At 60.5% G+C, this 10,842-nt stretch carries 13 protein-coding genes and 2 pseudogenes; 7 read left to right on the top strand and 8 right to left on the bottom strand.

From position 1 onward, the window contains the following. The 3 genes from NKJ32_RS34285 to tnpB all read left to right on the top strand — a co-directional run. Window positions 1-199: hypothetical protein (locus NKJ32_RS34285; protein WP_352830305.1), on the top strand; the 199-nt coding region annotated here is incomplete at its 5' end. Window positions 200-216: 17 nt separating this feature from the next. Beyond that, window positions 217-636: a hypothetical protein gene (locus tag NKJ32_RS34280; RefSeq protein ID WP_352595796.1), complete on the top strand. Its 420-nt coding sequence runs from the start codon at window positions 217-219 to the stop codon at window positions 634-636. Window positions 637-818: 182 nt separating this feature from the next. Further along, window positions 819-983 (top strand): IS66 family insertion sequence element accessory protein TnpB, encoded by a 165-nt coding sequence (gene tnpB / locus NKJ32_RS34275; RefSeq protein ID WP_352595807.1) that lies wholly within the window; start codon window positions 819-821, stop codon window positions 981-983. Between the two features lie 348 nt (window positions 984-1,331). On the opposite strand, the gene NKJ32_RS34270 is transcribed toward tnpB, so the two are convergent. The 4 genes and pseudogenes from NKJ32_RS34270 to NKJ32_RS34255 form a co-directional block, all read right to left on the bottom strand. Next, on the bottom strand, window positions 1,332-2,090 hold the full coding sequence (locus NKJ32_RS34270) for an SDR family NAD(P)-dependent oxidoreductase (protein ID WP_352595793.1): 759 nt from the start codon (window positions 2,088-2,090) through the stop codon (window positions 1,332-1,334). A gap of 332 nt (window positions 2,091-2,422) precedes the next feature. Continuing rightward, window positions 2,423-2,947, bottom strand: coding sequence for a gamma-glutamyltransferase (locus tag NKJ32_RS34265; RefSeq protein ID WP_352595790.1), 525 nt, complete (start codon window positions 2,945-2,947; stop codon window positions 2,423-2,425). Window positions 2,948-2,969: 22 nt separating this feature from the next. Further along, a pseudogene (locus NKJ32_RS34260) lies at window positions 2,970-3,556 on the bottom strand (gamma-glutamyltransferase); the annotation flags it as partial. Between the two features lie 133 nt (window positions 3,557-3,689). Beyond that, complete coding sequence (locus NKJ32_RS34255) at window positions 3,690-3,992, bottom strand: PadR family transcriptional regulator (RefSeq protein WP_352595787.1); 303 nt, start codon at window positions 3,990-3,992, stop codon at window positions 3,690-3,692. Here NKJ32_RS34255 and NKJ32_RS34250 point away from each other — a divergent pair. The 4 genes from NKJ32_RS34250 (at window position 3,991) to NKJ32_RS34235 (ending at window position 7,611) form a co-directional block, all read left to right on the top strand. Next, window positions 3,991-4,917, top strand: a complete 927-nt coding sequence (locus NKJ32_RS34250; protein ID WP_352830302.1) for a sulfurtransferase — start codon at window positions 3,991-3,993, stop codon at window positions 4,915-4,917. The two genes, NKJ32_RS34255 and NKJ32_RS34250, sit on opposite strands and share 2 nt — an antisense overlap. Window positions 4,918-4,940: 23 nt before the next feature. Then, the gene (locus NKJ32_RS34245; protein WP_352595782.1) at window positions 4,941-5,318 is read left to right on the top strand and encodes a VOC family protein; all 378 of its coding nucleotides are present in this window, start codon (window positions 4,941-4,943) and stop codon (window positions 5,316-5,318) included. Between the two features lie 443 nt (window positions 5,319-5,761). Next, window positions 5,762-6,319: an OsmC family protein gene (locus NKJ32_RS34240; protein WP_352830299.1), complete on the top strand. Its 558-nt coding sequence runs from the start codon at window positions 5,762-5,764 to the stop codon at window positions 6,317-6,319. A 59-nt stretch (window positions 6,320-6,378) separates the two neighbouring features. After that, window positions 6,379-7,611 (top strand): NAD(P)-binding domain-containing protein, encoded by a 1,233-nt coding sequence (locus NKJ32_RS34235; protein ID WP_352595779.1) that lies wholly within the window; start codon window positions 6,379-6,381, stop codon window positions 7,609-7,611. Window positions 7,612-7,665: 54 nt separating this feature from the next. On the opposite strand, the gene NKJ32_RS34230 is transcribed toward NKJ32_RS34235, so the two are convergent. From NKJ32_RS34230 to NKJ32_RS34215, 4 genes and pseudogenes are all read right to left on the bottom strand, one after another. After that, window positions 7,666-8,115: a CoA-binding protein gene (locus NKJ32_RS34230; RefSeq protein ID WP_352595804.1), complete on the bottom strand. Its 450-nt coding sequence runs from the start codon at window positions 8,113-8,115 to the stop codon at window positions 7,666-7,668. 5 nt (window positions 8,116-8,120) lie between these two features. Then, window positions 8,121-8,492: a 2Fe-2S iron-sulfur cluster-binding protein gene (locus tag NKJ32_RS34225; protein WP_352625634.1), complete on the bottom strand. Its 372-nt coding sequence runs from the start codon at window positions 8,490-8,492 to the stop codon at window positions 8,121-8,123. Beyond that, a complete protein-coding gene (locus NKJ32_RS34220) occupies window positions 8,489-9,844 on the bottom strand; it encodes a selenium-binding family protein (RefSeq protein WP_352830296.1) in 1,356 nt (451 codons plus the stop codon). The genes NKJ32_RS34225 and NKJ32_RS34220 overlap by 4 nt, the downstream gene beginning before the upstream one ends. Before the next feature lie 328 nt (window positions 9,845-10,172). Continuing rightward, a pseudogene (locus NKJ32_RS34215) lies at window positions 10,173-10,743 on the bottom strand (tyrosine-type recombinase/integrase). Between the last annotated feature and the right edge of the window lie 99 nt (window positions 10,744-10,842).

The raw sequence follows: 10,842 nt of genomic DNA, 5'->3' as shown, positions 1-10,842 counted from the left end.
TTGGTGGTTCCTTCTGTTTTTCTCGGGCCGCGCGTATCGCGGCCTCGATGGTGGTCGTGAGACCGGGGACGATCGGGCCGCACCCCTAGGGCTGAAACGCAGTGGGAAGGCGGCCGGCGACGGCCTTTTTGTTTCGCGATGCAAAGCCGAAGGCGGCGGAAAAAAGCCCTTTGAAAGAGCATCGACGGTTTCGGTGTAGCGCTGCAGCGTCGCTGGATGGAGAGCCACGGTCGATGGTGGCTCATCGAGATTCGAGAGTTGCGCCTCGATGTGAGAGAGCTGTGCCTTGAGTTCTGCAATGCGTTGCTTGGCATCCTCTTCAGCAATGACGAGACGAGAAGTCCGGCGTCAGCGTGGCGGCGGTTTGCCACCGCCATGGCATTGCCACCAGCATGGCCCCGCTGGCGGGAAGAGTTCGGCCTGAACGCCCGCAAGGCGCCGCAACTGGCGGTGGTCGAGCTAGCCGATAGAGGAGAAAACGAGCCGCCGGCGCCCGCGCCCTTGCGCGATCTCGTACGACCGCCGGACGGCATGGTGGCGATCGAACTGGATGATGGGCGGCGCGTGTTTGCGCCGGCGGGCGCGATTGCGGCTGCAGTGAAGCGGCAGCTCGCCGGAAAGGAGAAGGCGCCATGACCGTCGTTCCGGCTGGAGTGAAAGTGCATCTGGCGCCCGGCCATACCGACATCCGAGGGGCTTGATGGCCTCGCCACGCTGATCCAGGAGCAACTCAAGAAGGACCCTTCTCGAGCCATCTGTTTGTCTTCCGCGACAAGAACGCCTCGCTCTTGAAGGTCCTTTTTTGGGACTGAACGGGGCTGTGCCTGTTCACCAAGCGCATCGACCACGGACGGTTCGTGTGGCCGCGTCTGGCCCAGCCAGGCGGTACGATGATGCTGACGCCAGCGCGGCTTGCCATGCTCATCGAGGGCATCGACTGGCGCGCGCCGGAACGCTTCTGGCGACCGATGCTGGCGGGCTGAACGTGCGAGAAATCCGAGAAAAACGAGCAGAACCCGCGAGGTTGATATCGACCACTGTTTCAAAACCTAGGACCGTGAATTCGTCCGCGCAGGTTACCTCCGGCGCAATTTACGAGCGCTGCAACGGACATAAACTGATTGGCATAGTCATCGACCGCCTTCGTGTCCCGCCGGCGAGTACCGAGTTACGAGAGGGACGTGCCGTTTGCGCGAGCGATCTCCACTGCGGCTGCTTTGGCACCCATTTGCATGGACCGTCGCTCCGGCCTCGGCGAATGCGTTGGCGATGCTATTTCCAATGCTTTCGATCACCCGCGACCCGATCGTGAACGACCGGTCGTTTCAGAGTCAGCCCTTGCGCTCCTGAAGGCTGTTGCCGCCGTCGACCACCAGCAGGGCGCCGTTGACGTAGCTCGCGCCTTCCGATGTCAGGAACACCACCGCTGCCGCAACCTCGTCCGGTCGCCCGGCCCGCGCCGGTGGCGTGTGCAGGGCAGCTTGCCGCTCCATTGCGCTCGACGAGCCCGTTTCGATCCAGCCGGGGGCCACGGCATTGGCCGTGATGCCGCTTTTTGCCACTTCGAGCGCCAGCGTTCGCGTCAGGCCGACCATGCCGGCCTTGGCGGCGGAATAGGCTGATGTGCCTTCGAAAGACACCAGCGGCCCGGTAACCGACGCCACATTGACGATGCGCCCATAGCCTGCCTCTACCATCGCCGGCAAAAACGCGCGGGTGACCAGGAATGCGGTCTTCAGGCTGACGTCGATCCCCTGCTCCCAGTCGGCCTCGGTCATGGCGAGAAACGCCTTATCGGCCGAGGGCGATGCCAGCGAGCCCATGCCGGCATTGTTGACCAGGATGTCGACGGCGCCAACATCAGCCCGCAGCCGCGCGACTTCGGCTGCGATGGTGAGATCGGCGACCGCGGCTTTGGCATTGATGCCTTCGGCGCAAAGCTCGGCGGCGCGATCGAGTACACGCGCGCTGGCACCGTTCAGGAAAACGGCATGACCGGCAAGGCCGAGCTGCCGCGCGATGGCAAAGCCGATGCCGTCGGCAGCACCCGCCCCGGTGATCAGCGCACGCTTGGTGGTAGAAGAAGGCATGGTCAAATCAGACTCCGCTGGTTGCGCCGTCGCGGTCTTACCACGCACTTTGGCGACCGTGCTGCGAAGATTTGGTCTGCAACATTCCGCGCCGCTTTTGCGTTCTCGAAATGCCGAAGCCGGCCGCTCAGGGGTGTCCGCTCTGCTGCCAGAAGCTCCTCCTCAGACTTCATCCGACTAGGATGAGACCACAGGCCCAAGTATGCGAGATGGCCGGGCAGTGGCCCCGACCTTTGTTCCTCGTCCAACGCCTGTGTGGCGTTCTAAATACCGATTGCGCAGCCGTCCTTGCGTGGGTCTGAACCGCCCTGCAGCGTCATTCATCCAGTCGATCATGATCGCTTGGCGCCCCCGATCGGCTCTGCCGCCGGGACGATGCGGAACCCGCGACCGGCAAGTTCTTCCTGAACCGCGACTGGAAGCCTGTTCTCGACCTCCACTTCCATCGTGCCAGGAATTGGAAAGACCCGGGGCAGCTCAATGGCTTGCTGAAGGTCGAGGCCAAAATCAAGAACTTTTGACAGGAAGTGCGGGTGACCCATGGCCTGATACGCGCCACCCATCACGCCGAAAGGCATAACTGCGCGCCCATCCTTCACCAGCATGCCCGGAATGATGGTGTGTAGCGGGCGCTTGCCTGGTTCGATGACGTTGGGGTGGTTGGGATCCAGGGAAAAACTTATACCGCGATTGTTGAGTATCACGCCCGAGCGCGACGCGACGATGCCTGAGCCAAACCATAATAGATCGAGTTGATGAAACTGACGGCGTTGCGATCCTTGTCGACGACGGAAAATATAGGCCGTGTCGCGATGCACCGGCATATCGAATGAAGGAAGATCCGCGCGCGCTCCCAAGATCGATCATCCCCGCCAGACGATCCGCCGTCGCACTGGAAAGCAGTTGCTCAACCGGCACCGCCACCTTCGCCGGGTCGGCGAGCAAAGCATCGCGCGCCGCATAAGCAAGTCGCGTCGCCTCGATCTCGATGTGCAGCCGGTCGGCGGATTGAGGGTCACCCTTGGCCTCGAAGCGCGACAGGATATCGAGGATCATGAGCGCTATGACGCCCTGGCCATTTGGCGGACATTCGTAGACGTCGTGGCCGCGGAAACCTGTCTTTATCGGCGTCACATATTCGCCCCTGGCACCCATGAAATCATCCAGTGTGTGCAAACCGCCGAGGCTTCGCAGGCGCGAAACCATGTCCTCGGCGACCTCCCCCATGTAGAAGGCGTTGCGTCCATCCGTCGCGATCTTGCGGAATGTTGCGGCGAGTGCGGGTTGCCGGTGCACCTCGCCGATCCTCGGCGCCCGCCCCCCAGGGAGAAGATGCTTTTTGCGGCAGGATCGGCGGAAAGTAGCGCCGCCTCCTGTTCCCAGTCGAAATGCACGCGTGGGGAGATGGCGTAGCCGCTTTCGGCGAACTCGATCGCAGGAGCAAAAAGCTTGCCCAGCGCCAGTTTTCCATGATCGGCATTGAGCTGGGTCCAGGCGTCAACCGCACCGGGAACAGCTTCAGGAAGGCGGCAAAGACTTCGCCTTGCCCACCTTCCTCCTGCGCGACGGGCTGTGTTGCGCTTCGGTGCAGACTGTCATTCATGGTTTCATGGCCTCGCCGGTGAATTCCCGGACCCGTTCCTTTGCGACAGCCAAGCCTTCGCGGCCCCTGTCGGTCGCGCGGTAAAGTTTTCGTACCGACCGGCCCGCCCGTTCCTCGCGGGAGACTAGATACCCGTCACGCTCCATCTTGTGCAGCATCGGGTAGAGCGTTCCCGGCGAGAGCCGGTAGCCGTGGCTGGCAAGCTCGTCGATCATCCACTGGCCATAGATCTCGTGCTCGTCCGCATGATGCAGGATGTGCAGCCGCATCAGTCCTGACAGCAGGTCGCGATGTTCCATGGCCCTTTCGCGAACATTTTTCCTCGTTCCTATCGAAATACGATATAGTTTTCCGTTACCGTCTGTAGCCTCGGCGCAGACAAGCCCTAAACTGCAGGAACGATTTTTCGCGGGCAGAACGCACATGCCAAACGACCCCGTCATCGAGGTCGCAACCCTGCATCAATTCTCCAATGTTCTCCTGCTGGATGTGCGCGAGGCCGAGGCATTCGAGAAAGACCATGCCGCCGGCGCAGTGCGGGTTCCCATCGAAGCCTGGGTGGAGGCTGCGAAGAGAAGCGAAACATCCTTCGCCAGCACCGCCTTCTGGGAACGACAGATCGGCGAGCTTGGCGTTTGCGCGATCACAACGGCGGTCGTGGTCGATGATGGCCGCATGACGGAGGCGGCGCGCGTCTGGTTTATTCTCCAGTTTTTCGGTGCAAAGGCCCACATCCTCAATGGTGGTTGGCCCGTCCTGTCTGACGCCGGCATTGCGCTCCCGCTTCCGCTGGAAACTTTCACAGGAAGGCCGTTCAAAGCTGCGCCGGGTTCCGGCGAGGTCGGGCTCGTGGAGCGCGATGAGCTAAAGGACGAGTTGGATGGCGAGACCACTATCTTCGATGCGCGCACGAGAGCGGAATTCGACGGCAAGGACCTCAGGAGCAACGCTCGCGGTGGACATCTTCCCGGCGCACGCCTGCTTTCCCATGCGGACCTGCTGCAAGGGAAGCAGCTGAAGTCGCCGGAGGATCTGCATCGGTTGATCGACGCTGCCGGCTTCCGGCCCGGCGAGCACGTTGTTACGCATTGCGACGGCGGCGGCCGTGCGGCGTTGGCTGCGGTCGCGGCAGTCCGTGCGGGCTTTCCGGATGTGAGGGTTTACTATCTCAGCTTCTCGGACTGGGCCAAGGATGAGAGCTGCCCGATCATATCGGAATTATAGAGCACCGACCTCGTGAGGCAGGCATGTCATCTGCAAGCAATGTTCGCTATCTAGTCGATGACGTCGAGGCCGCCGTCGCCTGGTACACCCGCCATCTCGGCTTTAGACTCCTTTCCAACCAAGCCCCTGCATTCGCCGACGTCACGCTTGGGTCGCTACGGCTGCTGCTCAGCGGGCCGATAAGCTCTGCCGCGCGACCGATGCCCGATGCGAGAAACCTGGGCCCGGCGGCTGGTCGCATTCATCTCATCGTCGACGATCTTGCCGCCGAGGTGGCGCGGCTGCGTACGGCCGGTGTGCAGTTCCGCAACGACATTGTGACCGGGCCCGGCGGGTCTCAGATCCTACTGGTCGACCCCTCCGGCAACGTCGTCGAGCTATTTCAGCCGGCCCGTCGCTGACCGTCGACCAAGGACCGCTTTCCACCCAACCGAGTCATTCGACGCTCATTTAGAGGTGTTCTCGAGGGGGGATGTTTGAACCAGCGGGACGCGCCAAAAGCCGAAATTAACTTCGCAGCTTTGGATTGCCCGTTCGCGACAGCGAAACAGCTGTTCGCAGCGCCAAAGATCGCTCGGCGGGATTGCAGTCGACTGAGCTTGCCGGCCCTTCAAGAAAATGCATCACGATTCCGACACCTGGATGCCGAACCAACGCCGACCGACACAGGGCATCCTTGACCTGCAAGACGCAACTCGGCACACGAGGGACGACCTTGCCTCTGCGGAAACAACTTGAAGAAACGCTTCGCTACCCATAGCATGTCAAGTCATGGTGAAATCTGATCAGGAGGTCGGTGGGATGGGTCGGGTTTTTAAGCCAGTGCAAAGTAGGGAGGATAACTATGGCTTCCGAAGTACAGGCAAACAATGGCGTTAACGTCGAGGCGCTGCTCGGCGCACGCGAAGCGCTTACCAACGCCCCGGAGGCCGCGCAGTTCAAGTGGCGCGCGGTCTGCGAATGGAAGGATGGCACCCACAGCCACTCGACGGTCGAGAGTTTCTACGGTCTCGGCCAGGACCAGCATCGCAAGACCACCTTCGCATTCGATGCCGACCATCCGGAGGTCTTTGCTTCCTTGGATCAGGGCGCCACGCCTGTCGAATACGTGCTGGTCGGGCTGGCGAGTTGCCTGACAGCCGGCATCGCCGCGGTTGCCCAGAACCGGAACATCCAGTTGAAGTCGGTGAAGGCGACCATCGAAGGCGACATGGATATTGCGGGCATACTCGGCATCGACAGCGACGTCCGCAACGGCTTCAGCGGCATCACGGTGAAGTACAACATCGACGCCGACGCCAAGCGCGAGGACATCGAGGCTCTCGTCGCTCAGTCACAGAAGCGGTCGGCTGTCTATGACATTGTAACCAATCCGACGAATGTCACGGTCGTGGTGAATTGAAAGGCGCTTCGAGCCGTAGACTCTCCTGATGAGAGGGCGCGATTAGTTCCGTCACCACAGTGATCGTCGGCGCAGGGCACGCGGGGCTCGCGATGAGCCGCTGCCTCGCGGAGCGCTCTATCGACCATGTTCTGCTGGAGCGCGGCGAGATCGCCCATACCTGGCGCACCGAGCGATGGGATTCGCTGCGGCTGCTCACCCCGAACTGGCAGAGCCGGCTGCCGGGCTTCCGCTATGATGGTGACGACCCCGACGGCTACCGGACGATGCCTGAAGTGATCGACTTCCTCGGGAACTATGCCAAGGCGATCGCGGCTCCAGTCAGAACACACACGACCGTTACCTCGGTTCGCAGCGACGGGGCAGGATATGTCGTGCGCACGGACCACGGCGAGTGGCGCTGCCGAACTGTCGTGCTGGCGTCGGGCGCGTGCAACATCGCACGCCTGCCCGATTTGGCCGTCCGCGTGCCGCCGTCGGTCGCCATGCTGACGGCACAGTCCTATCGCAATCCGGCTCAGGTCGCCGACGGCGGCGTGATGGTGGTGGGCGCCTCGTCGAGCGGCACCCAGATCGCACAGGAGCTGCAGCGTTCGGGGCGTCAAGTAACCCTGTCGGTGGGCGAGCACATCCGGGCGCCGCGCGTCTATCGCGGCAAGGACCTGGAGTGGTGGATGGACGCCGCCGGCGTGCTCGACGAGCGCTACGACGAGGTAGACGACATCAGGCGGGCGCGACGGGTTCCTTCGCTGCAGCTTGCCGGCACTCCCGATCGCACCACCCTCGACCTCAATGCGCTGGTCGACCTCGGCGTCAGGCTCGTTGGCCGTCTCGCTGGCATCACGGAAGACGGCAAGGCCCAGTTTGCGGGGTCGTTGCGCAACATGTGCGCGCTTTCCGATCTCAAGATGGCCCGGCTGCTCGACCTCATCGACGAATGGGCGCGCGCCAACGGCCTTGACGCTGCGGTCGGGCCGCCGGATCGCCTGCCGCCGACCCGTGTCGAGGACAACCCGCCGCTCGGCCTCGACCTTACCGGAGGCGCGATCAGGACGATCATCTGGGCCACTGGCTACAAGCCGGACTACTCCTGGCTGGAGCTGCCGGTCCTCGACCGCAAGGGCCACCTCCGTCACGACGGCGGCGTTGCGGAACATCCGGGCATGTACCTGATGGGGATGCAGTTTCTGCGCCGCCGCAAGTCTGCGCTGATCGACGGCGCCGGCGACGACGCGCGTGATCTCAGCGACCATCTGGCATCTTACCTCAGGCAAAAATCAATCAACGTCTAAGGCCAAGGGAACAGGTCAGCTACCGCGACAACGCCGAATTCCGTGACTCTGCAATCATATTCCCAAGTGCAACTTCGGCTTCCAGAAGGGGCGGAACAACTCAATCTTGGGACAGCGGTTCATCACAACTTTCAAACCCGCTTCCTCCGCCAACAGGGCGGCAGCGTCGTCGCGCACCCCAATCTGACTCCACAGAACCTTGGCACCAATTGCGATGGCTTCCTGTGCAACTTCCAACAGATCTTCGGAGCGGCGAAAAACCTCCACCATATCCACAGGCCGGTCGATGGCCGCCAGTGACGCGTACACCTTGAGCCCTCGAATTTCATCCAGACCGGGAGTGGGATTAACCGGGATCATGTCATAGCCGGTTTCGTGCAGAACCCTGAGTACGCCATAGGAAAACTTGGTCTTGTCGGGGCTGGCCCCCACCATCGCGATGGTTTTGACCGATTTCAGAATGTTTTGCAGATAAGCCTCCGAATAGGGCTCATCATGATTCATGTGGGTCATTTCTTTGCTTCCAACGGGGTCGCAATATCGGCTTTCAATTCATGAGCGGCCAAGGGGTCAAGGAAGGGGTTGCGATAGAGCTTGTCGTGGCTTTCAACGCCGACTTCCAGCGTGCAGTCGCTCATAGGGCGGGCAACGCAGAGGATTATATAGCCATTGGTGATCTGGCGGTTGTTCAGCGCCCGCTGCGCTTTTTGATTGACTTTGCCGCTGATTATCTTGGCCGCACAGCTTATGCAGCCGCCATACTTGCACCCGTAGGGCAGGTCCACGCCCTGCTCGCGCAAGCTTTGCAAGAGGGGCTTCCGGCGATCGACGTCAAAGGCCGCACCGCCTTGATTGACGAGAGTGATGGTGAAGTTGGTCATACCCAGATGTCACTCGTGCAATCACCGCCGGGATAACGGGTTTCGTGGCAGCGGCTTGGTCCATTTGGTTCCTTGCCAAAATCGACGACAAATCGCGGATCAATTTCCATGCCGCCGTTTTCCGTATCGCAATTGACCATCAGCATGCATCCGCCATTGGTGCGGATTTCCGGATAGAACTGATTGTCCCAGGTCGAGAAGAGCGAGGTCGTCACATAAAGGCGCTTGCCGTCGAGGCTGAGCTGTATCATCTGCGGCCCGCCAGTCACTTTCACGCCATTAACCTCAGGCGCACGTCCGAGAAGTCCGCCCATCCACACTTGTCCGGTAAGCTTGGCGTTGTGGGGGTCCGAGATATCATACTGACGGATGTCGCCATGCAACCAGTTGCATATATAGAGGTATCGATCGTCCATGCTGAGCAGAATGACTGAGATAACGCCCGGTATCGGAATGGGCCATTCGGGATGCGGCTCATTTTCGACATCCACGATTTTTTCCCATTGCCAGTCACCCGCTGCATCCTTCCACCAGTGGATAATGTTTGCGGAAAGGGCCGCGCCAACAAAGCCGTGACTGCTGTCGGGATTATGATGGAATCGCACTTCCAGCGGGATCAAGCCATCTTCACCGAGATAGAATGTTTGCTTTGGTTCCTTCTTCTCAAAATCCCAGAAATGGATCTCTCGGCCATACTTCAGGTGGCCCACCTCCTCAAGGTCGAAACCAGGCATGAAAGTGTTAGGCGCGGCCCACTCCGAGCTGACCATTACGTTGTGTCGCGGCTGGTACCAGAAATCATAACCAAACTTGATCCTGCCCATGGAGTTTTCCCAACGGCCGACAATCTCGAACTCCTTGTTGAGTTTCAAATAACCGCCTGGCGCGTTGCCTTGAGCGTCGCCAAGCATTGAGATGATGATCTCCGAACCAAGGCAATGCACTGTGTGCGGTGCCGACAGGTTGGTTCTGGCTTTGATTTCGGCGCCCTCTATCACCTTGAACAGTGTCGGATTGCGGGGATCGGTACCGCAATCAACAATATGGAGATTGGTCGAGCGCACACCGGGCACGATCAGATACTTGCGCTCCATGCTCGCATCGCCATGGCACGACGAACAGGCATTCCAGCCCATGTGATGAAGCTCATCGCCAATACCCGGCATTTGCAAACGTGAAATCACTTGGCTGTAGGTCGAACTCTCCGGGTCGACATCAATGGTACACAAATAGTCTGGCTTCTGAATGCCCGTGCCAGTGTAGATAGCAATCGTATAGAGCAACTTTTCGCGGGGTGCCCTCGTGGCCTCGGCGGGAGAAGCATAGCCCGGTCCACAGCAATGTTCGGTCACGGGTACTTCCCTAATTTGAACAGGTCACTGGCCAGCCCAGGGGCTGAGACATTAGTGCATGCGTGGCGTTGGCGCTACCGCCGGGGTAAGCGTCGCCGGGTTGGCTGGCGGGAGACAGGACTGCGAGGCGGCTGGACTATAGGAAGCGGCTTTTAGATCAATTTGCGGTCGTTCCGAGTGATGGACACAAAGGTCTGCAATGGATCACGAATGCTGGTTCCGGCCAATGTCGGCTTCCAAGAAGAGAATTCGACTCTGGAAGGTCTCGAAAGGGTCACAAAGCGACGCTTCCAGCCCGCGTCGCTCTGTCCGTTGTCGCAGGTTCATTTCACAGGTCGATCTGTTCAGAGATCGCCAAAGCGTCGTCCACTTCGATGCCAAGATAGCGAACCGTGCTCTCAAGCTTCGTATGGCCCAGGAGCAGTTGCACCGCGCGAATGTTTCCCGTCTTCGTGTAGATCTGCGCGGCTTTCGTACCCCTCATCGAATGAGTTCGGTATCGCCTGGGATCGAGCCCGACGCTGGAAACCCATTTGTCGACAATCTCCGTACTGTCTGGTCGACAACTGCGGTTTCGGCCTCATGCGACTTGGAAACAGATACTCTCCTTCGACGGGACCGCGACGACCTATCCCGGCGCTGATGGCAGCTCGAGTCTGCTCCGTGATCTCGAATTGTACTGGCCGTCCGGTCTTGCGCTGGACGATTACCGCCCGGTCGCGAAACGTGCCGGATAGTGCGACGTCGCCGACCGTGATCGTGACGAGGTCACAGCATCGAAGTTTGCTGTCTATGGCAAAATTGACCAGTGCCAGATCACGTGCCGCGCCTGACACCTGCAGTCGTGTTCTAATGCTCCAGACCTCGCACGGCTTGAGAGGAGGCTTCTGACCGACAATGTGGCCTCTGTTCCGTACGCCTCCGGCGAGGGCCGCCTTGCGGGAGCATGGCCCGGTAGCGAAGCTGCGCTCTTAAGGTCGTCCTTTCGAGCGTAGTTA

The sequence above is a fragment of the Mesorhizobium sp. M0159 genome, assembly GCF_040322295.1.
Classification (GTDB): Bacteria; Pseudomonadota; Alphaproteobacteria; order Rhizobiales; family Rhizobiaceae; genus Mesorhizobium.
This window is presented reverse-complemented; position numbering and strand designations above follow the sequence as displayed.

Coding starts and splice junctions, on each gene's coding strand:
- NKJ32_RS34280 (WP_352595796.1), top strand. CDS start 217: ATGGAGAGCCACGGTCGATGGTGGCTCATCGAGATTCGAGAGTTGCGC.
- NKJ32_RS34270 (WP_352595793.1), bottom strand. CDS start 2,090: ATGCCTTCTTCTACCACCAAGCGTGCGCTGATCACCGGGGCGGGTGCT.
- NKJ32_RS34250 (WP_352830302.1), top strand. CDS start 3,991: ATGGCCCTTTCGCGAACATTTTTCCTCGTTCCTATCGAAATACGATAT.
- NKJ32_RS34255 (WP_352595787.1), bottom strand. CDS start 3,992: ATGGAACATCGCGACCTGCTGTCAGGACTGATGCGGCTGCACATCCTG.
- NKJ32_RS34245 (WP_352595782.1), top strand. CDS start 4,941: ATGTCATCTGCAAGCAATGTTCGCTATCTAGTCGATGACGTCGAGGCC.
- NKJ32_RS34240 (WP_352830299.1), top strand. CDS start 5,762: ATGGCTTCCGAAGTACAGGCAAACAATGGCGTTAACGTCGAGGCGCTG.
- NKJ32_RS34230 (WP_352595804.1), bottom strand. CDS start 8,115: ATGAATCATGATGAGCCCTATTCGGAGGCTTATCTGCAAAACATTCTG.
- NKJ32_RS34225 (WP_352625634.1), bottom strand. CDS start 8,492: ATGACCAACTTCACCATCACTCTCGTCAATCAAGGCGGTGCGGCCTTT.